Origin of the sequence: Sphingopyxis sp. LC363, assembly GCF_000756385.1 — a bacterium.
Taxonomy (GTDB): domain Bacteria; phylum Pseudomonadota; class Alphaproteobacteria; order Sphingomonadales; family Sphingomonadaceae; genus Sphingopyxis.
This window is the reverse complement of the sequence record NZ_JNFC01000020.1, coordinates 36510-60495: the sequence shown is the minus strand read 5'-3', so window position 1 is coordinate 60495 and position 23986 is coordinate 36510. Positions and strand designations below refer to the sequence as shown.

Annotated in this window: 23 protein-coding genes; 9 read left to right on the top strand and 14 right to left on the bottom strand. The window is 65.6% G+C overall.

Going from position 1 to position 23986, the window contains the following annotated elements:
• Nucleotides 1–254 precede the first annotated feature (254 nt).
• The gene (locus FG95_RS09030) at nucleotides 255–566 is read right to left on the bottom strand and encodes a gene transfer agent family protein (RefSeq protein ID WP_037555401.1); all 312 of its coding nucleotides are present in this window, start codon (nucleotides 564–566) and stop codon (nucleotides 255–257) included.
• Nucleotides 563–970, bottom strand: coding sequence for a phage major tail protein, TP901-1 family (locus tag FG95_RS09025; RefSeq protein WP_037555400.1), 408 nt, complete (start codon nucleotides 968–970; stop codon nucleotides 563–565). Before FG95_RS09025 ends, FG95_RS09030 begins: the two co-directional genes overlap by 4 nt.
• 74 nt (nucleotides 971–1044) lie before the next feature.
• Between FG95_RS09025 and FG95_RS09020 the strand changes: the two genes are divergently transcribed.
• A complete protein-coding gene (locus FG95_RS09020) occupies nucleotides 1045–1353 on the top strand; it encodes a hypothetical protein (protein ID WP_235211513.1) in 309 nt (102 codons plus the stop codon).
• Nucleotides 1354–1616: 263 nt separating this feature from the next.
• Here the strand turns inward: FG95_RS09020 and gp17 are convergent, their stop codons facing one another.
• The 7 genes from gp17 to FG95_RS20920 all read right to left on the bottom strand — a co-directional run bounded on the left by gp17 (nucleotide 1617) and on the right by FG95_RS20920 (nucleotide 5487).
• Entirely contained in the window at nucleotides 1617–2009 is a 393-nt protein-coding gene (gene gp17, locus FG95_RS09015; protein ID WP_152567610.1) for a tail completion protein gp17, read from the bottom strand.
• On the bottom strand, nucleotides 2006–2554 hold the full coding sequence (locus FG95_RS09010) for a head-tail connector protein (protein WP_081933082.1): 549 nt from the start codon (nucleotides 2552–2554) through the stop codon (nucleotides 2006–2008). The genes gp17 and FG95_RS09010 overlap by 4 nt, the downstream gene beginning before the upstream one ends.
• Nucleotides 2551–2832, bottom strand: a complete 282-nt coding sequence (locus tag FG95_RS09005; RefSeq protein WP_037555398.1) for a phage fiber-tail adaptor protein — start codon at nucleotides 2830–2832, stop codon at nucleotides 2551–2553. The genes FG95_RS09010 and FG95_RS09005 overlap by 4 nt, the downstream gene beginning before the upstream one ends.
• Before the next feature lie 16 nt (nucleotides 2833–2848).
• The gene (locus tag FG95_RS20740) at nucleotides 2849–3004 is read right to left on the bottom strand and encodes a hypothetical protein (protein ID WP_161786544.1); all 156 of its coding nucleotides are present in this window, start codon (nucleotides 3002–3004) and stop codon (nucleotides 2849–2851) included.
• Nucleotides 3001–4353 carry a tail fiber domain-containing protein gene (locus FG95_RS09000; protein ID WP_037555397.1) on the bottom strand — a complete coding sequence of 451 codons (1353 nt, stop codon included), beginning with the start codon at nucleotides 4351–4353 and terminating at the stop codon, nucleotides 3001–3003. The genes FG95_RS20740 and FG95_RS09000 overlap by 4 nt, the downstream gene beginning before the upstream one ends.
• A gap of 401 nt (nucleotides 4354–4754) precedes the next feature.
• A complete protein-coding gene (locus FG95_RS21345; RefSeq protein WP_443027703.1) occupies nucleotides 4755–5114 on the bottom strand; it encodes a DUF3892 domain-containing protein in 360 nt (119 codons plus the stop codon).
• A 208-nt stretch (nucleotides 5115–5322) separates the two neighbouring features.
• A complete protein-coding gene (locus FG95_RS20920) occupies nucleotides 5323–5487 on the bottom strand; it encodes a hypothetical protein (RefSeq protein ID WP_200880177.1) in 165 nt (54 codons plus the stop codon).
• Here FG95_RS20920 and FG95_RS08990 point away from each other — a divergent pair.
• A complete protein-coding gene (locus tag FG95_RS08990; RefSeq protein ID WP_037555395.1) occupies nucleotides 5486–6235 on the top strand; it encodes a DUF3800 domain-containing protein in 750 nt (249 codons plus the stop codon). The genes FG95_RS20920 and FG95_RS08990 overlap by 2 nt on opposite strands.
• Before the next feature lie 109 nt (nucleotides 6236–6344).
• On the opposite strand, the gene FG95_RS08985 is transcribed toward FG95_RS08990, so the two are convergent.
• From FG95_RS08985 to FG95_RS08970, 4 genes are all read right to left on the bottom strand, one after another.
• Complete coding sequence (locus tag FG95_RS08985; RefSeq protein WP_037555394.1) at nucleotides 6345–7307, bottom strand: IS1595 family transposase; 963 nt, start codon at nucleotides 7305–7307, stop codon at nucleotides 6345–6347.
• A gap of 153 nt (nucleotides 7308–7460) precedes the next feature.
• On the bottom strand, nucleotides 7461–9638 hold the full coding sequence (locus FG95_RS08980) for a TonB-dependent siderophore receptor (protein ID WP_037555393.1): 2178 nt from the start codon (nucleotides 9636–9638) through the stop codon (nucleotides 7461–7463).
• Nucleotides 9639–9751: 113 nt separating this feature from the next.
• Nucleotides 9752–10225 (bottom strand): OsmC family protein, encoded by a 474-nt coding sequence (locus FG95_RS08975; RefSeq protein ID WP_037555410.1) that lies wholly within the window; start codon nucleotides 10223–10225, stop codon nucleotides 9752–9754.
• Nucleotides 10226–10277: 52 nt separating this feature from the next.
• Nucleotides 10278–10973 (bottom strand): glutathione S-transferase family protein, encoded by a 696-nt coding sequence (locus FG95_RS08970; RefSeq protein WP_052182240.1) that lies wholly within the window; start codon nucleotides 10971–10973, stop codon nucleotides 10278–10280.
• A gap of 183 nt (nucleotides 10974–11156) precedes the next feature.
• Between FG95_RS08970 and FG95_RS08965 the strand changes: the two genes are divergently transcribed.
• The 4 genes from FG95_RS08965 to FG95_RS08950 all read left to right on the top strand — a co-directional run bounded on the left by FG95_RS08965 (nucleotide 11157) and on the right by FG95_RS08950 (nucleotide 16228).
• Nucleotides 11157–11504, top strand: a complete 348-nt coding sequence (locus FG95_RS08965) for a winged helix-turn-helix transcriptional regulator (RefSeq protein ID WP_037555392.1) — start codon at nucleotides 11157–11159, stop codon at nucleotides 11502–11504.
• 144 nt (nucleotides 11505–11648) lie between these two features.
• Nucleotides 11649–12173: a hypothetical protein gene (locus tag FG95_RS08960; RefSeq protein ID WP_037555391.1), complete on the top strand. Its 525-nt coding sequence runs from the start codon at nucleotides 11649–11651 to the stop codon at nucleotides 12171–12173.
• A gap of 48 nt (nucleotides 12174–12221) precedes the next feature.
• Nucleotides 12222–14735: a TonB-dependent receptor gene (locus tag FG95_RS08955; RefSeq protein ID WP_037555390.1), complete on the top strand. Its 2514-nt coding sequence runs from the start codon at nucleotides 12222–12224 to the stop codon at nucleotides 14733–14735.
• Entirely contained in the window at nucleotides 14735–16228 is a 1494-nt protein-coding gene (locus FG95_RS08950; protein WP_037555389.1) for a CehA/McbA family metallohydrolase, read from the top strand. The genes FG95_RS08955 and FG95_RS08950 overlap by 1 nt, the downstream gene beginning before the upstream one ends.
• Before the next feature lie 87 nt (nucleotides 16229–16315).
• Here FG95_RS08950 and FG95_RS08945 read toward each other — a convergent pair whose 3' ends face one another.
• Nucleotides 16316–19825 carry a CHAT domain-containing tetratricopeptide repeat protein gene (locus FG95_RS08945; RefSeq protein WP_052182239.1) on the bottom strand — a complete coding sequence of 1170 codons (3510 nt, stop codon included), beginning with the start codon at nucleotides 19823–19825 and terminating at the stop codon, nucleotides 16316–16318.
• A 347-nt stretch (nucleotides 19826–20172) separates the two neighbouring features.
• Between FG95_RS08945 and paoA the strand changes: the two genes are divergently transcribed.
• Genes paoA through paoC form a run of 3 tightly spaced genes read left to right on the top strand, consistent with a single transcriptional unit; the run spans nucleotide 20173 to nucleotide 23979 of the window.
• Complete coding sequence (paoA, locus tag FG95_RS08940; RefSeq protein WP_037555388.1) at nucleotides 20173–20820, top strand: aldehyde dehydrogenase iron-sulfur subunit PaoA; 648 nt, start codon at nucleotides 20173–20175, stop codon at nucleotides 20818–20820.
• Nucleotides 20817–21767: an FAD binding domain-containing protein gene (locus FG95_RS08935; RefSeq protein ID WP_037555387.1), complete on the top strand. Its 951-nt coding sequence runs from the start codon at nucleotides 20817–20819 to the stop codon at nucleotides 21765–21767. The genes paoA and FG95_RS08935 overlap by 4 nt, the downstream gene beginning before the upstream one ends.
• Before the next feature lie 4 nt (nucleotides 21768–21771).
• Complete coding sequence (paoC, locus tag FG95_RS08930) at nucleotides 21772–23979, top strand: aldehyde oxidoreductase molybdenum-binding subunit PaoC (RefSeq protein WP_037555386.1); 2208 nt, start codon at nucleotides 21772–21774, stop codon at nucleotides 23977–23979.
• The last annotated feature ends 7 nt before the right edge of the window (nucleotides 23980–23986 follow it).

The window sequence follows — 23986 nt, the reverse complement described above, 5'->3', positions numbered from 1 at the left end:
CCCCCGCCCCCCGCCCCGCCCCGCGGGGAGCGCCCCCCCCGCGGGGGCCGCCCCCCCCGGCCGGCGCCGCGCAACCGGCGCCCGGCGCCCCCCCCCAGACCCCCCCGGGCCCCCCCCCCGCGCCGCGTCCAACAGGCCCCAAAGGCGCCCCCGCCGCAGACCCGACACTCCCCTCCCGCAAGCGGGAGGGGCAGCGAGACTTGCGAGCTTGCTCGCTAGTCGCAGCGGGGTGGGCATCCTGCTTCCCCACCACCTCACCGCCCCTGCAATATCTGCCCCAGCAGCACCCGCAGCGCCGGCGTCACCGCCGCCAGCCCCTGCGCAACCACCGCCTCGCCGATCGCTTCGCGCGTCAGCGTGTCGGGCCGCTCACTGACGCAATGCCAGAACAGCCCCGCCAGCTCGCCCAGCCCCAACCGCCCCTCGGCCGCCCGTTCGACCAGGCCGAACAGCGGCCCCAGCTCGGCCTCGGCGGCAACCAGGGCCGCAAAGCTCGGCCGCAGCACCAGCCGCCGCCCACCGACCGTCAACTCCGCCTCGCCGCGGAGCGCGTTGGCTCCGCTCACAGGCTCACCACCGCGCCGCTCGATTCCAGGTTCAGCGTGTAATTGCGCTCGCCATTATAATCGCCGGCATAGTCGAGCCGCGTGACAAGGAAACGCCCGCGCATCCGCTCGCCGCTTTCGAAGCTCAGCTCATAATCGTCGATGGTCCCCGACAAGGCATGGCCGCGCAGCCGCACCTCGGCGTCCGAACCCGTGAAAATGCCCGCCGCGCTCACCGACACCGACCGGACGCCGGCGCCCGACAGCAGCTCGCGCCACCCGCCCGAATCCTTGGTCGTGACATTCACCGCTTCGCCGTTCACCGACAGCTGGGTGGTGCGCAGGCCCGCGACCGTACGATAGGTCGGCGGCGCTTCGCCGTCGCCGATCTTGAGCAGAAAATCGCTCCCATTTTCGATAGCCATAGTCTAACCTCCTCAAAATATAGTCATGCGGAATGGGGAGTCGCAGGATGCTGATCACGACATTGGTTTTGGCCATGATGGCCCAATCGCCGAGCGCGACCGTCGCCACGACGCGCGTCGCCTTCACCAAATGCCTGCGCGACGACATGAAGAAGGCGCTCGAGGCCAAGGTCGAAGACGTCCAGTATGAAATGCAGGTGAAATCGAACTGCGGGACCGAGCGCGACGCCTTTCGCAAGGCGGTGATCGCGCTCGGCCGCGCAAGCGGCGACTCCGAAGCGGTCGCGACCGAAGACGCCGACCTCCAGATCGAGGATTACCACGCCAATTTCACCGAAAAGTTCAAGGACTATAAGTCGACCAATACGATGCCGGGCGAATAGCCAAAGGTCGCCAGCGCAAGCCATGCCGCCTCCCCAAGCGCAGGGGAATGTCGGGCATTGGGGTGGTGAGCGGATGTTGGACGCTCTCACGGAATCCTTCCTGTCGCGCAGCGATGGGGAGGGGGACCGCGCCCGTAGGGCGCGGTGGAGGGGCTACGACGCTGCGTCATTAGCCCCTCCGTCAGCACTTCGCGCTGCCACCTCCCCATGGCTTCGCCACAGGGAGGATTACCGTCCGCTTCGGCCGAACCCCGCCGTTCCGCCTACCCCGCCAGACAGCGACACCGCACGATCGTCTCACGGCGCCAGCCGCCATCGCGCGTGAAGGTAAACCGCGTCCGCACCACCCGCGCGCCCACGATCGTCCAGCAATCCGCCGCACCGCGCAAGCCCCCGGCCGCCGCCTCGATCCGCGCGACGGCACCGCCGTCGGCGCTCTCGCCGACGCTATTCAGCACCAGCGCCACCTGCACTTCGCGCCCCGCCCGGTCCTTGGTGCCCCAGTCGCGGCCTTCCGCCCCGCCGACCGAAACATAGGGCGCGCTCGCCCGCGGCGGCACGCCGTCGAACACGCCGTGCACCAGACCCGCGAGCTCCACGTCGTCCGTCAGCAGCGCCAACGCCTTCGCCCGCACCGCCTGCTCGGCGCCGCTCATCGCGCGCTTCCCAGCGTCAGCCGCCGCCACGGCTGCCACAGCGCCGCGATCATCGCGGGCGGCCCTGCCTCCGCGCCGTCGCGCGCGTCGTGCAAATGCTGGGTCATCCGCACGATTCCCTGCCGGACCGCCTCGGGAACGCCATTCGCGCCCTCGGCCATGCCGGCGCGATAGGCGATGCGCACCCGCGCCGCATCGCCCGGGTCATTCACGGCGACGCAGCCGCTGCCGTCGCGGGCGATCGTGACGCGATACGCGTCCTCGCCGAGCGGCTGTTCGCTGCCGTCCGGCGACAACAATGTCACGCCGTCGATCGCGACCACCGGCCGCGCCCCAAGCGGAATGCGATCCGCCGGCAGCGGCGCCTCCTCCTCGCCCGCGCGCACGACCAGCCACTGGCCGATGAACGCCTCGCAGATATTGGTCGCCGCGCGCACCAGCCCCGCGATCACCGCATCGTCGATCGTCGCGCCCAGCCGCAGCCAGCCGCGCGCTTCGTTCAGGCTCACCGGGGCCTCGCCCGGCAACAGGCTTTCCGCCATCATCGCTCCTCCACCCGCAAGGTCATCGACCGTTCGTCGATCTGCCCGTCGCTCATCGTCACGCGGTTGGTGACGCGATAGACGCGCCCCGCGACCCCGCCCGCCAGCGTGACGGTCACCTCCTTCAGGTCGTGCGCGCCGCCGATCACGGTCACGCCGCCCTCCTCCGCCGGTGCGACCGACCAGTCGCTCGCCACGACCGCCTGGCCGCCCGGATAGGCGGCGCCCCAGTCGAACTCGAAATCGATCCGCGTGCCCGGATCCTTCACCATCATCGTCATCGTCTTCCCCCTCCCGTCAGGGTCTGCGCACCGTCACGCGCCGCGGCGCTTCGCGCGCCAGCGGCAGCGCCGTCTGCGGCGCCGCCGGCTCGGGCCCGGCCCACTCGCTCGCGAGATCGCGCCTTGCGACATCGCCGATCGCGCGCGCGGCCAATGCCGATCCGTCGATCATGCCGCGGCCTCCAGCGCCGCGAGGCGCGCGTCCTGCGCCGCGATCAGGAACAGCGCCAGCTGGTCGGTGCGGATGCCGAAACGGTCGCCCGCGGGGCGGCCTTCGTCAGCCTCCTCGTCCCATTGGTCATGGCATAGAAAGGCATAGCGACTGCTCGGCGCCCCGCCCTCGGCGATCGGCTCGATCAGTCCTTCGTCGGCCATAACCGCCCACACCGCCTGCGCACGAACACCGAAATGATGCCGCGCGCCCTCTGCTCCTTTTTCGGCAATCGCGTCGTGCCACTGGAAAAAACCCAGTTCGGCGGCGATACGCTTTGCGGCACGCACCTCGGCGGCAGTCGCGGCGCCGCGCCATGTCTTGTCGCGCGCGTCCGATGTGTTGATCGTGCCCGTGCCGGCGTACAGCACGGCCCAACGCTGCGCCGCGGCGCCCAGCGTCTGGTTGTTGTCCGCCGCCGGACGGAACACGCCCGAACCTTCGAGGCGCACGCGCTCGCTGCCACCGACGCCCAGCCGCAACGGATTGCCGCACAGCAAGGTGTCGACCCAGCTGCCGCCGTCGTTCATATAGCCAAAACAGCTGTCGATACCGTTCGCGAACACCGTGAAGCGCCGGTCGCTGGCGATCCGGACCTGCAACCGCGTGACCCCCAGCGGGGTGCAGCCGATGCCGACATTTCCCGAGCCGTCGATCCGCATCCGCTCGCTGCCGCCCGCGGCAAATCCCAATATATCCGCGCCGGCGCGAAACAGGCCCGAATCGGGATCGGTATCAAAGCCGATCGCCGGCGCCGCGGCGCTGCCATTCGGCGCGCCGAGCGGACCCGTCAGCGCATGGCGTCCGTCGTCGCCACGAAAGGCCAGACTCGACAGCGGAATATTCACCCACCCGCTGCCTCGCCGCACCGTCAGCATATCGTCGATGGCCCCCGTCGCGACCGCCTCATGCGTCGTCGACAACGGCTGCTTGGCGGCAATCGCCCCGGTCAATGACGCCAGCCCGGCTTCGACCATGTCTTGCGCCGCATCGCTGTCGGCGAACCAGCCGGCGCCGACCGTCAGCGCGATCGTCTTCAGTCCCGGCGAAAAATCGACATGCTCGCCGTCGTTCGACGACGCTGCGACCACATCGCGCAACAGCCGCCCGCCACCGTCGATCCGGCCGAAGCCGACTTCCCATTGGGCGGTCTGGGTGATGCCGGAAATCGCATAATGAAACGGGGTATCCACCGGAACGATATCGGCAAAGCGGCGATGACCCGGCACCGCGCCCGTGGGAGTCAGCGGTCCGGTCCCGCCCTCTTGGGCAAGCTCGCGCACCAGGTCGGCAAAAAAGGGGGTCGGCATGGCAGGGCCATCCTTTCCAATGCAATTTATGGAGAAAATGCCGGTTGCCATTTCGTTGGCGTTTATGTAGTTTGCAAACCCACTCACCCGCCCGCGATATAAGGAACGGCGGAAATCAGCCCCGCAACGAAGGCGCCAGCGACAAGGGCGGTTAGCAGCCAGTAATTGGCCGCTTCTGCGCGATCTTTCCAATCTGGTTCGTGGTTCATCCGGTCGGTGTGACAGGCCGGAAATTTGTAGGAAAGGAATTAATGTGCAGCACATCGACGACGAATTGCGCCGCATAGAGGAGAGGCTTGCCGCCTTTCCGGACCCCTTTGAACACGCGGGGTTGTACACCGCCCAGCAGGCCTTGCGCTGGGCGATGCAGCCAGAGTGTTTCGCTTCGCCGTTCGCGGTGGTTACGCGCAGCGGGGAAGGTTCAGAAGGTTGTTATGCGGGTAGTAGTCTGGCTCTGTCTGGAGATACCACCGTCCCGAAGTCGGATGAACACGACGCACCACGGTGACGCGACGACCATTCACTTGAACCCAAAAATAATGGCCATTGCCGATAGCGGAGATCACTTTGTCGATGGTATCATTCCACGTTCCGGAGCCATCTGGACCTATACCGCCAAGGCGGTCAATGCGGCGATCAGTGTCGGCCCCATCGGGCCGGATGCAGGTGACTTGATAGGTAGACAATTTACGGTCCTTTTCTAAGGTATTTACCGCAATCGCCTTGACCCGTCGCCTTTTGAGAGTAGGATACTCTCGCACTAGAGCTAGTCCGCTGGCGATTGCTAGATCGTAGCGGATGATCGGGCGGGGGCTGGCAGGCTCCCGCCTTTTCTTTGTCAGTTGTGCACTATCTGTTCCCGCGCTGGCAGAGTCGAGTCCCGAGTGCCAGCGCGCGCAACAAAGTTAACGAAGTGTTGCGCAAAAACATCGCAGAGACATGTATATGTCTTTATATCCCGCAGTATTGCTACGGTTTGTCCGGAGCCCTTTCTACCGGCTTATGCTTCACCAGCTTCCCTAGGCGCTCGTCGAAGCGCTTGGGGTCGTCGTCGGTTTCGAGGTCGCGCGCGGCTTTCTTGAACTTGTCGAGTTGACTCTTCTGGTCGTCGGACGCAACCGTGCGGCTATTCATGTATCGCCTTCCTATAGATCACGCTTATTCGCGCCAGTACGGCGTTTACAGCGACGAGAGCGGCCAAACCGGCCATAGGCATATGGTGCTCGGAGCCGTGTCCACCAGCCTTAGCAGAGTGGAAGGAATCTGTCAGCAGATCGACTTAATAAGGTCGCAAAGCGAGTTTGCGGGGGATTCACTGCAATGGAAGAACATCACCGAACGCAAATATCAAGATTACGAACGGCTGTGCGATTTCGCGGTACACCTCATACATAGCCATATTATTGATTTTACAGCCGTCATATTCGACAATCATCAGGTTAAAAATCGAATCTACAACGACGGTGACAACGAGACAGGCTTCCAAAAGTTCGTGTGCGAACTGTTCCTGTGTTACGTCCGGAAATATCGGAAACCGCCAGAAATACACTGCTTTCACGGAAAGCGGTCGTCACGCTTCGATATGCAGCACATCCGCGGCATTTTGAACGCCCGCGCTGCTAAGAAATCGGGGCGCTATAACTACCTCCCCTTTGATACATTAGATTACCGCGATCCGTCCTGTTCGCAGATGCATCAGCTAAATGACTTCCTGTTAGGGATCGCGAGTTGGCACTGGAATCCCGGCATGAGGAAAAATCTCGAATCCCCCAAATCCAATATCGCTAAGCGGTTCGCGCGTGAGATTGGCTACGCAATGATGGCAACCGAAACGCCTGTCACTGCGCCTCATTTCGATATTTGGAAGTTCAAACTGAAATGAAATTGGGCCTTGGCTTACGCCCATTCCTTAGCTGGTAAGGCACGCCACCAGGCGTGTTTCGGCCCGCACAAGATATAGTCGATTCAGCCAACTAAATCAAGGCTTTCGCTTACTTATCAGCTTGTTGATATGTAAGCCTTTTCCCAACGATACCGCGCATCGCGTGTGCAGCCCGACCACGATCATCAATGCCGTTGGCCTGACGAGTGTTATAGCGGAACTCAAATTCCGCCAGATAGCGGTGCAGATGCTGCTCGCCGCAATGCTGATAGACGCCCTTCATGCCGCGCTTGAAAATCGAGAACGCGCCTTCGACGGTGTTGGTGTGGATCGTGCGATCCTTGTAATCGACATACTGGCGCGCGCCATGAAGGGTCGTGCCATGCTCGGCAAACTCGCGACCGATCTTTTTGTACATCTTGGCTTCGTCCGTCATCAAACGGGCTTCGCGGGCGATGTTATTCAGGACGATGGGGTGGACCTCATCGGCGCGGAACTTGTCGAACGTGAACGAACGCATGGTGCCGGTTTCGCGGTCCACCAGCGCCAGAACGCCGAACTTGTGGGCCGTGCCAGCCTTGGCGCCGCGACGGCCTTCCTTGGTGCCGAAATAGGTTTCATCAACCTCAACAGCGCCACCGCCCGAACCGAACGGGGCAGCAAGGTCACCGGAGCGCATGGCTTCGCGGATACGGTGGGCAAGGAACCAAGCCGTCTTGTACTGGACCTCAAGGATGCGACCAAGCTGATGGGCGGAAATACCCTTCTTGCTCGATGCGATCAGGTGAACGGCCTGTAGCATCTTGTGCAGCGGCATACGGGCATGTTCAAAGACGGTGCCGACCTTGACGGTGAACTGCTTGCGGCACTCGCCACACTTTTTGAGGCCGTGACGCAGCGCGCCTTCGGGGCTTTTCAGGGTCGGCTTGCCCCGAACTCCCGACAGGTCATAGACGCGGCCACCCACTACACCGCAATGCGGGCAGACAACTCCGTCAGCCCAAACGATGCTTTCCAGATGCTCGAAAGCCTTGGCTTCGTCGTGGAAGTAGGGGGAAGAAAGAACCGACATGGTGATATGCTCCGTTGATGAGCATTATCTATCACTTAGCCGTGGGTGTGTAAAGTGCATAATCGCGACACTTGTGCCATAACAGCGTGACGATGTCAAGATATTTTCACCTATTAGGTTATATTATCCGATCGTGCGCGATTTCGATGCCGCTTAAAACCCGTAGCGCAGCGTCACGCGTGCATTGCGCGGTTCGCCATAGATGAAGCCGCCGAACCAGCTGTTGGTGTTGTAATAGCTCTTGTCGAAAACATTGTTGACATTGACCTGCACCGACCACGCCTCGGTCAGGGCGTAAGCGCCCATCAGGTTCACCAGCGCGTAGGCCTTTTGCCCAACCGGTTCATCCTGCCCGGTCACGGGATTGGGCGCCGTCTGCGGCGGCCGGCTTTCCCAGCGCAGCGAGCCGCCGAGGCTGAAGCCGTTCAGCGCGCCGCCGAATTCATATTTGGTCGCCATGCGGAACACGCGCCGCGGCTGGTGCGCCTGCACGTCGACGCCGTCGGGATCCTTCGCCTTGAAATGGCTCCACCCGACGCTGATGTCCCAGCCCCGAAGCGGCTCGCCCTGCATTTCGAGTTCATAGCCCTTCGACACCACGCCCTTGGCGGGGCGCGAGGCGACGTCGGTGGTGCCGGGCACGAAATAGGGATCGCCCGTTTCGGGATCGATGTCTGGAACGGCGAAATTGCTCTGCTCGACGCGGAAGACCGCCGCCGACGCGCGCAGCCGCCCGTCCATCAGGTCGGCCTTCAGCCCCGCTTCATAATTGTCGCCCTCGAGCGGGTCGAGATAGCGGCCGGTCCGGTCGCGCGCGGTCTGCGGGTTGAAGATGCTCGTATAGCTCGCATAGGCGGAGAGGAAGTCACCTAGGTCGAGGATCAACCCCGCATAGGGTGTAAACACCCCCTTGTGCTCGATCCGATAGGGTTCGGGCGTGTAAAGCGCCTCCTCCTCGTCGCGCGTCCACGAACTCAACCGCCCGCCCGCGATCAGCTTGAGCCGGTCGAGGATCTGGAAACGCGTCACGCCATAGATGGCGGTCTGCTCGGTCGTGCCGAAGCCGCTCATGCGATAGCGTTCGCCCCAGACGGGCTCGGGATAGCTGCCGTCCCATGCGTGGAAATCGCCAACCGGGGCGACGCTCGCGGGGTCGGGATCGCGATTGGTCCAGCCGCCCTTCTGGTGGCTGTACATCGCGCCGAACACCAGCTCGTGCTGCCGGCCGAAGAGCTGGTAATCGCCCTTCACCTGCAAATTGGCGCTCCATTGCTTGGGCTTGGAAAGATACCAATAGGGCCATATGTCCATTCCCGTCCCGGTTTCGCGGTCGGGGCTGCCCCACAGCCAGATCAGCTTCGAATCCTCGACCTGTTCGAAATAGGAGAGGTCGCCGCGCAATTGCCAGCTGCCGCCCAGATCCTGTTCGAGCGACACGAACGCCGCCTTTTCGGTGGTGTCCCATTCGTTCCAGTCGGCGCCGGTGGCCTTCGAACGCGCCCAGTCGGGACGCGAGCCGTCGGCATACCAATAGGGCAGCTGCGCCCACATCACGCCGTCGCGCTCGTCGCGCTGATAGCTCGCGCCCGCATTGATCCGCGTGCCGGGGCCGAGATCGGCAGCGATCGTGCCGTAAAGGGTGAAGCCGTTGCTGCTTTCAAGGTCGACAAAGGCATCCTGCGAATAGACCTCGGCGACAAAACGCGCGCGCACCGATCCGTCGGCGGTCAGCGGCGCGCCGATGTCGATCAGCCCCGAAACATGATTCCAAGAACCCGCTTCGAAATTCACTTCGCCGGTCAGCTCGCGGGCGTCGGCGCGCTTGCGGACCATGTTGATCGACGCCGAAGGCTCGCCCGCGCCCTGCAGCAGGCCGGTCGCACCGCGGACGACCTCGACCCGGTCATAGATGGCGGTGCTGGTCTCCTCGAGCCCGACATTGCCCGTCGCAAAGGGCAGGCCGTCGAGCTGGAAGGCGGTGATGTCGAAGCCGCGCGCCGACAGCAGGTTACGGCCGCGATCGACGCGCTTCACCGAAAGCCCGGTGGTATATTCGAGCACGTCGGCGACCGTCGACGCCCCCTGGTCGTCGATCTGCTCGCGCGTGATGATCGTGATCGACTGCGGCGTCTCGCGCGGCGTCAGGTCGAGCCCGGTGGCGGCACTATTGCGGTCGATGCCGCTGCCATAGACGACGATCGTATCGTCCTTGCGGCCGCTCGCCCCGCCCTCTTCCTGCTCCGGCGCGGTTTCCTGCGCAAAGGCCGGAACCGAAAGGACGCTGGCGGCGAGCAGCGCGAATTTGAAGACTGGACGAAACGAACGAACCATGATGCCCCCGGATATCCCTGCGATGAACGGGGGCCGCCTAAACTAATTGCAACTGCGACGCAATAGACAGTGAAGTCAGGGCTGGCGCGCTTTGGCCGATTGGATCGCGCCCGTCATTCGGCGGTCGCATAACTCGCCTCATAGGACACGGGGAAATTCACCGAGCGCGCGATAAAGCAGACCTTGTGGATTTCATGGTGGATCGCATCCGCGCGCGCCAGATCGCTGCCCCGCTCGACGACGATATGCGGTTTGAGGATCGCGCGAACGAAGCGGCCGGCGCCGTCGGGCGTGCTTTCGGCCGCTCCGATGGGCGTGTCCCGATAGCATTGCACGACAATCCCCGCCGCGCTGGCCAGATGAAGATACCAGAGCATGTGGCAGGCGGCGAGCGCCGACAGCAGCATGTCCTCGGGATTGGGCAGCGCCGGGTTTCCGCCCAGCCGCGGATCGTTCGAACAGTGGATGACGGGCTGGCCCGGCGTGGTCACGCTCCAGCTGCGATCGTAGCCGCGATAGCTGCGCGTTCCGTCGCCGCGATTGCCCGTCCACTCGATACGGCTCGTAAAATCATGCCGGGTCGCCACGATCAATCCTCCTCTTGAATTCATTGGGGCCAATGATCCCCGCACCATCGCCTCAGGCCGCAGCCGGAACCATCCGGATGGCATCGCCGGGCACCAGATAGTCGTCGAACCAGATATGGGGAAGCGCATCGGCCTCGCGCATCCATTCGGCAACGGAGGCACGCTCGAGCAGCGCCGTCGTCCAATTTCGCGAAAGGGGCCAGCGTGCGAAGTCGAGGTCGTGACGCGCCAGGCGCACCACCGTCGGCATGAGCATCAGGTCCGCAAGGCTCAGCGCCCCGAACAGATAAGGCCCGCCGCTCTGCTCGAGCGCCTGATCGAGGCAGTCGAACAGGCGTCGGCATTCGGCGCGCTCGGCGTCGGTCAGCGAACGCTTGAGCGGATAGAAAGCGCTTTCGAACGAGATCCGCGCGCAAATGCCCGACAGCCCCGAATGCTGCCAGGCCACAAGCGATCGCGCCCGGGCGCGCGCCACGCGGTCGGCGGGGAGCAACGCCCCGTCCGCCACCTCGTTCGCATATTCCATGATCGCGACCGAATCGAAGATCGCCATTTGATCGACGACCAGCACCGGAACCATGGCCGGGGGCGAGAAGACCCCGATCCGTTCCAGATTGGCGAACCGTTGCGGCCGCCGGATATCGACGACCTCTTCGTCAAAGTCGATCCCCGCCTCGCGCAGCGCGAGCCACGCGCGCATCGCCCAGCTCGAGGCATTCTTCGTTCCCGAATAGAGAAAAGGTTTCATGGCGAATGTCCAAAATCGTTGCTACGGATTTCATAGCGCGCTATCGAATCGATAGCAAGGACATTCCCGAAGACCGCCACCGCTTCTTCCGCAGCCGGGCTAGCGATCAAAATGCTAGCGCGCTACCAGCGGAGCAACGATCATCCGCACTCGCACAGGACCGTGCCCGCTCAGGAGAAACCCATGGCGAAACTGCCCAAACCCGGCCAACCCGTTCGCGGGTCGCGCTCCGGGGCGCCGATCATGGCGCTGTTCGATCTGCTCGGCCGCCGCTGGGCGATGGGGGTGCTCTGGACGCTCAGCGAAGGCGGGGCGATGACGTTCCGCGAGCTTCAGGACCGGTGCGAGACGATCTCCCCCTCGGTGCTCAACCAGCGCCTCGGCGAGTTGAAGCAAGCCGGATTCGTGACGCGATCGGCGCGCGGATATGTCCCGACGCCGCTCGGCGAGCGCATCTACCGGCACCTCGTCCCGCTGGGGGACGCGGCGCGCGATTGGTCCGATATTCTCGATCAAAGCGATCCGGTCTGAAGCCCGGCTCGATCCGCGGCGCGGCCATTTTTTCGCCTGACCGCCCCGATCAGCCCTTGGCGGGAGCCGCCTCCGCACCGTCGGCATATTTGATCGAACAGCCATAGGCTGCGCAAACGCCGTTGTCACCGGCCGCCCCGCGGCATGATCGTCGAGCGCCGCGCCCACGAAATTCTCCGCGTCGTCCAGATCCTCGACCTTGCTGGTCGGCTTGTCATCGATGCCGCCGGCGTAGATGATCCGTCCCTCGCCATCGATCACCCGCATGTCGGGGGTGGTCTTTGCGTTATAAGCCTTGCCCGTCGCGCCCGTCGGATCGAGCAGGAGATGGGTGAAGCCCGCATTGAAACGCTGGCCCCAGTTTCTCGCGCCTTCGCCCTCGACCAAGCCTTGCTCGCCGGGCGCCGACGAGATGATCGTCCGGAGCGAAGCGATCATGGATGGACCTGTCGACAGCTTTCCAACGCGACGCCCCGGTTTGCGCAGGGCAGGAGCATCACGACCTTGTCGCAACATTATGGCAGCGCGAAAGAATCTGTTCCAGGCTGGCCGGCTATGCAAGCCGAAGCCCCGATCTCCGTCGCTGCCCGCGGCGTGTCACGTCGGTGCATCATGATTGTCATGGCCGCGTCGTATCGCGGCCATCGAAACGCAACCCTGCGCGCCTAGCGGACGTGCCGACCGCAATCGGCGGCAATCCAATCCAGGGGTTTCAGAATGACGATCAGAGGTCTTGCCTCCGCCAGCCTATTTGTCCTTTTTGCGAGCACAAGCAGCGTCGCGCTGGCGCAGTCGGATGCCGATGACACCTCCGCCGCCGCGGCCGAATCGCAGGGCGAGGAGATCGTCGTGACCGGCCGCGCCGGCGCCGGCGACCGCACACGCATCGAGACCAGCTATGCGGTCACTTCGATCGACAATGACACGCTGCGTTCGCGCGCGCCCTCGAGCGTCACCGAAGCGCTGAAGTCGGTCCCCGGTTTCTGGGTCGAGGCATCGGGCGGCGAAGGCAGCGGCAACGTCCGCGCGCGCGGCATTCCGGTCGACGGCTTTGGATCGATCACCCTGCTCGAAAACGGCCTGCCGGTACAGCATGACCCCTCGCTCGGCTATCTCAACGCCGACCAGGCCTTTCGCATCGACGAATCGATCGAACGCATCGAGGTGGTCCGCGGCGGCCCGTCGTCGATCTTCTATTCGAACGCGCCCGGCGGTGCGGTCAATTTCATCACCCGCCAGGCCACCGACGAAATGACCGGTGTCGCGCGCATCCTCTATGGCCCGACCGCCGACCTCTTCCGCTTCGACGGCTGGGTCGGCGCACCGCTCGGCAATGGGTGGAGCTTCGGCGTCGGCGGCTATTATCGCAAGGAAGACGGCGTCCGCGATCCCGGTTTCACCGGCAATCAGGGCGGACAGGTGCGCGCCGACTTGGGCTATGATTTCGGCGATGGCCGGATCACGCTCGGGTACAAGCGGATCGACGACAGCACGATCTTCTACACCGGCATTCCGCTCACCAAGGACCGCAAGGGCGACATCGTCGGCCTTCCCGGCTTCAACCCGCATTATGGCACGACGGCGAGCCGCGCGACCGCGTTCCTGACGCTGCGCAGCGCCGACGGCCCGGTCCAGTTCGACAATGCCGACGGCACCGACGTCAATCTCGACCAGTTCAGCCTGCTCGCCGAATGGGAATTCGCGCCGGGCTGGAAGCTCAGCAACCGCGCGCGCTATCGCGATTCGCTGACGGTGCGCAACGGCGTCTATCCGGCCTCGATCAGCACCGCGACCGCCTTTCTCAACCAGAATAGCGCGTCGCTCCTCGCCGCCTTCCCGGGTGCGACGAGCATCCAGCTGCGTTACAGCGACACCGGCGAGGCGTTCGACGTCACCGGTCAGAACGGCAATGGCGACGTCTTCATCAACGCCGCGCGACCGGTCACCGTCGACGAGAGCGAATTTCTGAACGACCTCCGCCTCGCGCACAGTTTCGACATGGGCGGCACGACGCATGACTTCGCCATCGGCTTCTATTACGCGCGGATCGAGGAGACCTTCCGCCGCTATTCGGCATCGACGCTGCAGGACGTGTCGGACAATTCGCGCCTCCTCGACCTCGTCGCGCTGAACGGCGCCGGGCAGGTCGTCGGCGCCGCAACCGAAAACGGCGTCGTCCGCTACGGCTCCGAATTCGCGAACGGCAGCGGTACGCAGGACACGTTCGCGCTTTACGCCGCGGACGAATGGCAAATCCTTCCCTCGCTGCGCCTCGACGCCGGTATCCGTTGGGAAACGGTCAAGACCCGCGGCGCGCAAGAGGGCAGCCGCACGGTCGATCTCGGCAACGCGGCGACGCTCGCCGACAACAATGTGTTGACCGGAAACGGCGTCTTCACGCCCTTCGACAAGAAATTCGACAAGGTCGGCTACACGGTCGGTGCCGATTGGCAGTTCGCGCCGCGCGCCGGGGTCTTCGCGCGCTACACTTCGGCTTTTCGTCTGCCGAGCGTCGGCAACTTCATCACCAGCGCGACCGCCGTTCCGCGCACGCAGGGCATCGACCTTTGGGAAGCGGGCCTCAAATACCAGTCGCGCTTCGCCAGCGTTTATCTCACCGGCTTCCTCACCGACTTCAACTCCTACGGGATCGGCAACACGCGGTTCGACCCCGACACCAACGGCTATGTGTCGCAAACGGTCTACACCGACACGCGCGCCTATGGCATCGAGTTCGAGGGCACGGTGCGGCCGGCGCCCTGGTTCGATTTCACGCTCAACGCGACCTGGCAGGACCCGACCTTCCGCAACCTGCGCTACGACGAGCTCACGACGGTTGACGGACAACAGACGCTGGTGCCGCGCGACTATACGGGCAATCAGCTGATCCGCGTCCCGAAGATGGCGCTGCGCGCGACGCCCGCGGTGACGCTGCTCGATGACCGGCTGCGCGCCCAGCTCGACGTCGAACATTATACGAAGCGCTTTGCCGACGCGGCGAACATATCGAAGCTGCCGGCCTATACGGTCCTCAACGCCAGCGTCCGCTTCCGCGTCACCGACCAGATCACGCTTTGGGCCTATGGCGACAATCTCACCAACGAGATCGGCCTGACCGAAGGCAATCCGCGCGCGGGCGAGCTCACCAGCGGACAGGCCAACGACCTGTTGTTCATCGGACGTCCGATCGTCGGCCGCAATTTCCGCTTCGCGGTGGACTTCCGCTTCTGATGTGGACCCGGGCAACCCTGTTTGCCGCTGCGCTGGCGCTCGCCGGCGTAGCGGCGGCGGCCGAATCGTCGCAGCCGGACGTCACGGTTGCGGGCGAGATCACCGGCGCCGATCATCAGACCTATCGCGAAGTGCCGTTCGACGTGCCCGAGGGCACCGAACGGATCACCGTGACGCTGACCTATGACAAGGCGAACCGGACGGTCGTCGACATGGGGGTCTGGGATCCGGCGCGTTTCCGTGGCTGGAGCGGCGGCACGCGCGACCGCTTCACTATCGCGCCGAGCGATGCAACGCCCGGCTATCTTGCCGGGGCGCTGCCGTCCGGGCGCTGGCGCGTTTTGCTGGGCGTTCCCAATGCGCGAAAGGACAGCCGGGCGGCCTATTCGGTCAATGTCTTCTTCGATCGCGCAGGGCAGTCGCGCGCCAGCGCCGCGATCGCCGATCCACCGATCAAAACCGCGCCGGGCTGGTATCGCGGCGACCTTCACATGCACGATGCACACAGCGACGGCAGCTGCCAAAGCCGCGGCGGCCGAAAAGTGCCGTGTCCGCTGTTCCGTACCGTCCTCGCCGCCGCCGATGCGGGGCTCGATTTCATTGCGGTCACCGACCACAACACCACCGCGCATTTCGGCGGCCTGCGCGAACTCCAGCCCTATTTCGACACGATGCTGCTGATCCCCGGTATCGAGGTGACGACGTTCGGCGGTCACGCCAATATTTTCGGCCCAGCCCGTTTCGTCGATTTTCGCGTCGGAACGGCCGGCGTGCCCGATGTCGACGCCTTGCAGCGCGACGCCGCAGCGTCGGGGGCGATCCTGTCGCTCAATCATCCCGCCCTCCCATCGGGTGAGCAGTGCATGGGCTGCGGCTGGACCTGGCCCGACACCGATTATGGCAAGGTCGCCGCGATCGAGGCGATCAACGGCACGATGACCGAGGGCCCCTTCGCCGGGCTCGGCTTCTGGTATGCGCGGCTGAACGAAGGGCACCGGCTGACCGGCATTGCGGCCAGCGACAATCACGATCCCGACGTCGCGCCGGGCAATCCGCCGCCCGGCCCGGCGCCGATGGGCCGGCCGCGAACGGTCGTTCATGCGCGCGCGCTCTCGATGCCGGCGATCCTGAACGGCATCCGCGACGGCAATGTGTTCATCGATGTCGAGGGAACGCGCACGCGGCTCCTGGAAGTCGAAGCCGCGGCCGACGGACGCCGTGCCGCGATGGGGGAGATATTGCCGGGACGCCGCCCCACGACGATCCGGGCGCATGTTACGGACGCTGCGGGGTCGTTCGCCGAACTGATCCTCAACGGCCGGCCGGCCGGCGCGCGTCAACCGGTCGCGTCGGACGATGCCCGGCTGACACTGGTGTTGAAAGCCGAACAGGCTTGCGGCTGGGCCGCCGTCAATGTTCGCAGCGCCGAGGGCAAGCTGCTGCTTGTCGGCAATCCGGTCTATTTGTCCTGCGATACGGTCCGGCCGCAATAAGGAGGCGGCTGGCCCGGCGGCAAGCGCGCACCGAAAGGACCGAAAACAGCCGTTCTTAAGACCGCGGGGGCCGATCGTCGATTCACTCTAGTCGTCGCGGTTGGCGATGTTGGTGAAAGCGGCCCAGGCGGCGGGATGCGCCCAGCCGGCTTTCCAGCCCGCGACCGCCGAGCCGTCGGCGCGCTTGCCGCTGCGCACCGCCTTCATGCCCATCTGCAGCGCCTCGGCGCGCGAGGTTCCGGGGTTCGCGCGGCGCGCGGTGAGCGTTTCGACCGTGAGCACCGCGGTCGCCTGATCCGATACGCGCCAGTGGCTCGCGAGCAGGGCGTCGGCGCCCGCGTAGAGGAAACCGCGCGCGAGCGCCGACAGGCTGTCGCCGCCGCCCGAATTTTCGACCGACGCGGTGTTGCACGCCGACAGGATCACCCAGTCGGCCGACAGCGTTAGCCGCGCCGCCTCGGTCGCGGTGAGCAAGCCGTCGTCGGTATCGCTCGCGACGCCCGGCGGGGTGAGCACCAGCCCCGGCTCGCCGAAACCCAGCTCGGGATCGGGAAGCAGGCCGTGCGTGGCGATCGCGACGATGTCGCTCGTCGGTAGCGCCGGATCGCCGCGCAGCGCCGCCTCGGTGGCATCGCGGTCGAGCGTCAGGCTGGCGGGCGCGGCGCCGAACAGCTCGGCCATCGCCGCGAGTTCGACCTTCGTCCCCGGCAAGGGGGCGAGCTTGCGGAGCGCGTCGGGATCGGCGAGCGGCGAGCCCGCGGCCGACACCCCGTCGAAGACGCCGATCCCCGCCGCGGCGCGCGAACCCGTGTCGCCGCCGAGCAGCACGGGCGCGCCATAGCCGCGGAAATTCTTGCCGCGGCCGGTCCGTCCTTCGACGGGCAGCATCAGCGCCGCGACCGACGGCAGGCTGGTGAAGGCATAGCGATCGGCAAGCCAGCCCGCGCGGGCAAGCGTGTCGGGATCGGCCAGGTCGGCGCCTTCGGGCAAGGGGGTCGACGACAGCATAGCGAGCGGCAGATCGCCAAGCTTGCCCGAACTCGCGACATAGAGGCGCCGCGTGTCCTTCAGCAGCGGCTCGACCGGTGCGATCAGCTCCTTGTAGAGCGCGTGCGCGGTGTCGAGGTCGAAGCGGCGATGCCCCTCGAGCTCGCGCGTCGTCATCGGCAGCGCGTCGAGTTCGGCCTTGCGCGCCGCCGAACAGGTCGCGAAGTCGACGTCGCAGCGCAGGTCGGAAATCTGTTTCAGGATGACGTCGATCTCCTCTGCCGGCCGGCTCCAGCCGACGGCGTCGGGGGTGACGACGAAGAGGTGAAAGGTGTTCGCCGCCTCGGTCATCATCAGCAAGGCTTCGCCGGGCCGCAGCGCCTTCTGCGCTTCGGCAAGTCCGACGGGACGCGGCGACACGAGCTGGCGGTACGACGGATATTTCTTGTCGATCAGCGCGCCGATGTCGGCGAGTTCGGCCTGCACCCCGTCGAGTTCGCCGCGCAGCCGTGCGGCCTCGACGGATTTCCGGTTGCCGAGCGCGCGGAGCAGATTCTTGTCGATGACGTTCGCGCGCGCGGCCAAATCCTGCTCGCGGCGCACCGCCTCGGCCATTTGCGGCGTCTTCGCGGCACTGCGCGCGGCGGATTGCAGCACCGCGCGCCCCGAAGCCGAGCTGTTCGCATCCTGCGCCGCCTGAAAGGCGAGGTCCTGGAGCCGCGACTGTCCGGCCGCGTCGGGCGTATCGCTCATCAGGCCGAACGCCGCATTCATATAGGTGGTGAAGGTATCGCGGTTGGGGTCGACCTGTTGCCGGTCGAGCGCCGACAGGACGACGGCGTTGCCGCCCGCCGCGGTCCGGTCGTTCAGACGCCGCACGATCGCGACCGCCTTGGCCGCTGCCGCCTCGGCTTCGGCCGCCTTGCCCTGCCGGAGCAGACTCGCGGCAAGACCGCTATAGGCGTGCGCGGTCTCGATATGCGCTTCGCCGAGGCTGCGCTGGCGGATGGCCAGCGCCTGACGATAATAGGGCTCGGCCGCCTCGTCGCCGGCACGGTCGAGGCCGCTGCGGCGAACGAGCGCCGCGGCGACGCTGGCATAGCCATCGGCGGTGAGCGGATGATCCTCGCCGAGCAACCGGCGGCGGATAGCGAGCGCCTTGATCGCCATCTCGGCGCCCTCGGCGTGCCGGCCGAGCAGGCTGAGCGTTGTGCCGAGGCTGGCATAGGCATGCGCGGTCTCGGGATTGTCGTCGCCGAACTTGGCGCGGAAAATGCCGAGCGCCTCGCGCATCAACGGTTCGGCGGCTTCGGGGCCGAGATTATAGGCCAGGTTGATCAGCTGCGTCGCATAGGAGGGATGGTCCGCGCCCGCCACGCTCTTCTGGATTTCGATGCTGCGCCGGTACATCGGCTCGGCTTCGTCGAAGCGGCCCTGCTGGACCAGATTATGCGCGACATTGCCGTACATGATGGCGGTGCGATGGCTGCTTTCGCCGAACGCCTGCCGCGTGATGTCGAGCGCCTTGCGCAGCAGGGGTTCGATCGCCGAGGGCGGCAGCCCACGGTTTTCCATGATCAGCGCGACATTGCTATGGGCTTCGCCGGTCAGCGGGTGGGTCTCGCCAAGCGCCTTGAGCCGGATCGCGAGCGCCTTGCGGTAGGCGGCGTCGGCTTCCGCATAGCGTCCCTGCAACCGCAGGCTGTTGGCGACCGCGGTATAGCCGAGCGCCGCCTCGGCGCTTTCGTCGCCCTTGGCCGCGCGCCAAAGGTCGAGCGCCTTGTTCGCCGCTGCCGACGCCTCGTCATAGCGCCCGATTTCGGAGAAATTCGCCGAAACATTGTAATGGCTGAGCGCGATGTCGGCGGCTTTGCCGTCGGGCAGCGCTTCCTCGATCGCCAGCACCTTGGCGAAGATCGGCGCCGCCTCGTCGAAGCGCCCGAGGGTGCTTAGGACGGTCGCGAGATTGCCGTAATTCGCCGCGGTCTCGCGGTGATTTTCGCCATGGACCGCGAGGCTTGATTCGACCGCTTCGCGGTACAGCGGCTCGGCGCCCTTCATGTCGCCGCTTTCGGCCATGGCGCGCGCCAGATTGCTGGTCGCGATGATCGACTTGGGGTGGTGCTTGCCATTGCTTGCAAGGCGCGCCACGAGGATCGCGCGGCGCAGCGGGATCGCTTCGACGGGGCGACCCTGCGCCATATAATTGGCCGAGAGGCGGGCGTAGGCGAGCAACGTCTCGTCATCGCTTTCACCGAGCGACGCCCGGTTGATCGCGAGCAGCTGCTTCAGGAAAGGCTCGGCCTCCTTCAGCCGCCCCTCATCCTCCAGCACGCCCGCGAGCAGCCGATAGCCCATGCTGGTGATCAGATTGTCGGCGCCGTAGCGCTTCGTCGCTTCCCCGGTCCAGCGCCGGTAGACCGCCTCCGCGTCGCGTCGTTTGCCGGCGCGTTCGAGATCCATGCCGCGGTTGAGGAGGTCGAGCAGCTTCTGCTCGTCGCCGTCGAGTTTGGCGGGTGGCGGTGCTTCCTGCGCGAACCCCGTCGGCGCGGTCGTCCACAGCGGCGCCGCGAGGAGAAGAGCGAAAAAGCGAAGTCGGCGGCTGGCCATGGCGCTGCATTTCCCTGTTTTGACCCAACATACAGAATCTCTTGGGTTATTGTCATCCCGTTCGCGCTAGAACAGGGCGCGCGGCGGCGTTGTGACCACGGTCACGCTCGGTCGATATCGCTCGCAGAACACTTCGCTGAGCGACGACGGGCCTTCCAAACGCGAGCGTCCTCGACGCGGGCTCGGCCGATCGTCGCCCGTTGCGGCGGACCCATGGGTTATGCTAGTTTCGGTTTCGATCCAAAATCGTCAGGGGGCGCGGCAACGCATCGTCCCCTTTTGCATTCATTTGTAAGGACAACCGCCGACGAAGCCGTCGCGCGGAGAAAAGATGATTGGGACAGCGCATGGCAATACCGCACGACATTTCCATCTCCCGGCGCGGGCTGCTCGCGGGCGGCGCAATCTCGGTCGCTACCGCCGCGGTATCCGATCCCGCCGCCGCCGCGACACAGGAATCGGGGCGCCCGGCCAACGGACCGCCGACCGCACGCGTGCGCTTCGAGGTCAATGGCAAGGCGCACGACCTCGAACTCGACACGCGCACGACGCTGCTCGACGCGCTTCGCGAACATCTTCGCCTGACGGGCACGAAGAAGGGGTGCGATCATGGGCAATGCGGGGCCTGCACCGTCATCGCCGACGGTCGCCGGATCAACAGCTGCCTTTCGCTCGCCGTTCAGCATGACGGCGACAAGATCACGACGATCGAGGGGCTGGGCCTTCCGGGCAAGCTCCATCCGATGCAGCAAGCCTTCGTCGTCCACGACGGCTATCAATGCGGCTATTGCACCCCGGGACAGATCTGTTCGGCGGTCGCGGTCCTGGACGAAATCGAAGCAGGCATACCGAGTCATGTCACGATGGACCTGAGCGAAGCGCCCAAGGTCACGGCAAGCGAACTGCGCGAACGGATGAGCGGCAACATCTGCCGCTGCGGCGCCTATTCGAACATCATCGATGCGATCACCGATGTCGCGGGAGTGAAGGCATGAAAAGCTTCACCTATGAGCGTGCAGAGACGCCCGCGGCGGCAACCGCCGCCTTCGCGCGCACCCCGGGCGCGCGCTTCATCGCCGGCGGCACCAACCTGCTCGACCTGATGAAGCTCGAGATCGAGACGCCGGCGCATCTGATCGACGTGAGCCGCCTCGGCTTCGACAGGATCGAGGCGACGAACGACGGCGGACTGCGGATCGGCGCGATGGTGCGCAACACCGACCTCGCCTCGGACGCGCGCATCCGGCGCGACTATGGCCTCCTCGCGCGCGCGCTCGTCGCCGGGGCTTCGGGCCAGCTCCGCAACAAGGCGACGACCGCGGGCAATTTGCTCCAGCGCACGCGCTGTCCCTATTTTTACGACACCAACCAGCCGTGCAACAAGCGCAAGCCCGGCAGCGGCTGCGCCGCGATCGGCGGTTTCAGCCGCCTGCATGCCGTGATCGGCGCGAGCGAGGCGTGCATCGCCATCCACCCCAGCGACATGGCGGTCGCGATGCAGGCGCTCGACGCTGCGGTCGAAACGGTCGACGCGGCAGGCAAGGCGCGCAGCATCGCGCTCGCCGATTTCTATCGCGCGCCCGGCAGCACGCCGCATCTCGAAACGGTGCTCGCGCCCGGCGAGCTGATCACCGCGGTGACGCTGCCGAAACCGCCCGGCGGCACCCACATCTATCACAAGGTCCGCGACCGCGCCTCTTACGCCTTCGCGCTGATCTCGGTCGGCGCGGTGATCCGGCGCGACGGCAGCGGGCATGTTGCGCTCGGCGGGGTCGGGTACAAGCCCTGGCGCGTCGCGGCGGCCGATGCCGAATTGCCGCGCGGCGCCAAGGCGGCCGCCTCGGCGCTCCTTGCCGGCGCGAAGACGAGCCACGAAAATGCCTACAAGCTGCCGCTGGTCGAGCGAACGCTCGCTGCGGTGCTGGCGCAAGCAAAGGGTTGAGCCCATGAAGTTCGACACGCCCGCAACCGACAATCCGATCGACCGGCTGAAGGTCGTCGGCAAGCCGACGAACCGCATCGACGGCCCGCTCAAGACGAGCGGCACCGCACCCTATGCCTATGAACGGCACGACGTCGTGCCCAACCAGGCCTATGGCTATGTCGTCGGCTCGGCGATCGCAAAGGGCCGCATCACCTCGATCGACACCGCCGCCGCAAAAGCCGCGCCCGGCGTCCTCGCCGTCGTCACCGCCGCGAACGCCGGCAAGCTCGGCAAGGGCAACTTCAATACCGCGCATCTTCTCGGCGGTCCCGACATCGAACATTATCACCAGGCGATCGCGCTCGTCGTGGCCGAAAGCTTCGAGCAGGCGCGCGCGGCCGCCGCGCTCGTTCGCGTCCAATATGATCGCGCGAAGGGCAATTTCGACCTCGCGAAATCGATGGACGGTGCGGTCAAGCCGCCGCCGGCCTTCGGCACCGAGGCGGACACCCGCTTCGGCGATTTCGATGCGGCCTTTGCAAGCGCGCCGGTCAAGCTCGACGCGCGCTACACGACGCCCGACCACAGCCATGCGATGATGGAACCGCACGCGTCGATCGCGAGCTGGGACGGCGACAAGCTGACGCTATGGACGTCGAACCAGATGATCGCCTGGTCGGTCGGCGACATGGCGAAGACGCTGGGCATTCCCAAGGAGAATGTCCGGCTGGTCTCGCCCTATATCGGTGGCGGCTTCGGCGGAAAATTGTTCATCCGCTCCGACGCGTTGCTCGCCGCGCTCGGCGCCAAAGCCGCCGGTCGTCCGGTGAAGGTCGCGCTGCCGCGGCCGCTCATGACCAATAACACCACCCACCGCCCCGCGACGATTCAGCGCATCCGCCTCGGCGCGACGACCGACGGAAAGCTCACCGCGATCGGCCACGAAAGCTGGTCGGGCGACCTCAAGGGCGGCAGCCCCGAAACCGCCGTCGCGCAAACGCGCCTCCTCTATGCCGCGCCGAATCGGATGACCGCGATGCGCCTCGCGACGCTCGACCTTCCCGAAGGCAATGCGATGCGCGCGCCCGGCGAAGCGCCCGGACTGATGGCGCTGGAAATCGCGATCGACGAAATGGCGGAAAAGCTCGGCCTCGATCCGATCGCGTTCCGCGTGCTCAACGACACGCAGGTCGATCCCGAAAAACCCGAGCGGCGCTTTTCGCAGCGCCGCCTCAACGAGTGCCTCGAAATCGGCGCCGAGAAATTCGGCTGGAACGGCCGCAAGGCGAAACCCGGCGCCACGCGCGACGGGCGCTGGCTCGTCGGCATGGGCGTCGCCGCGGCGTTCCGCAACAATCTCAACGAAAAATCCGCGGCACGCGTCCGCCTCGACCGCAATGGGACGGTAACTGTCGAAACCGACATGACCGACATCGGAACCGGCAGCTACACGATCATCGCGCAGACCGCCGCCGAGATGCTTGGTGTCCCGCTCGACCGTGTCGAGGTTCGCCTCGGCGATTCGGCCTTTCCAGTCTCGGCGGGCTCGGGCGGCCAGTGGGGTGCGAACAGTTCGACCGCCGGTGTCTATGCCGCATGCGCAAAGCTGCGCACGGCGGTCGCCGAAAAGCTCGGTCTCGACCCCGCGGCCGCGGTCTTCGAAAACGGCAAGGTCCGCGCCGGGGGAAAGAGCGTCGCGCTCGCCAAGGCCGCGGCCGACGGCGACCTCGTCGCCGAGGATATGATGGAATATGGCGACCTCGCCCAGACATATCAGCAGTCGACCTTCGGCGCGCATTTCTGCGAAGTCGGGGTGGACGCGATGACGGGCGAGATACGGGTGCGCCGTATGCTCGCGGTCTGCGCTGCCGGGCGCATCCTCAACCCCAAGGCCGCGCGCAGTCAGGTTATCGGCGCGATGACGATGGGCGCGGGCGCGGCGCTGATGGAGGAACTGGCCGTCGACAAGAGGTTCGGCTTCTTCGTCAATCATGACCTCGCCGGCTACGAAGTCCCCGTCCACGCCGACATTCCGCATCAGGAGGTGATCTTCCTCGACGAGGTCGATCCGACGACGTCGCCGATGAAGGCCAAGGGCGTCGGCGAGCTCGGCATCTGCGGCGTCGCCGCCGCGGTCGCGAACGCCGTCTATCATGCGACGGGCGTTCGCGTGCGGAACTACCCGGTCACGCTCGACAAGCTGATCGACAAACTTCCGGACCTCGCGTGAGTCACCA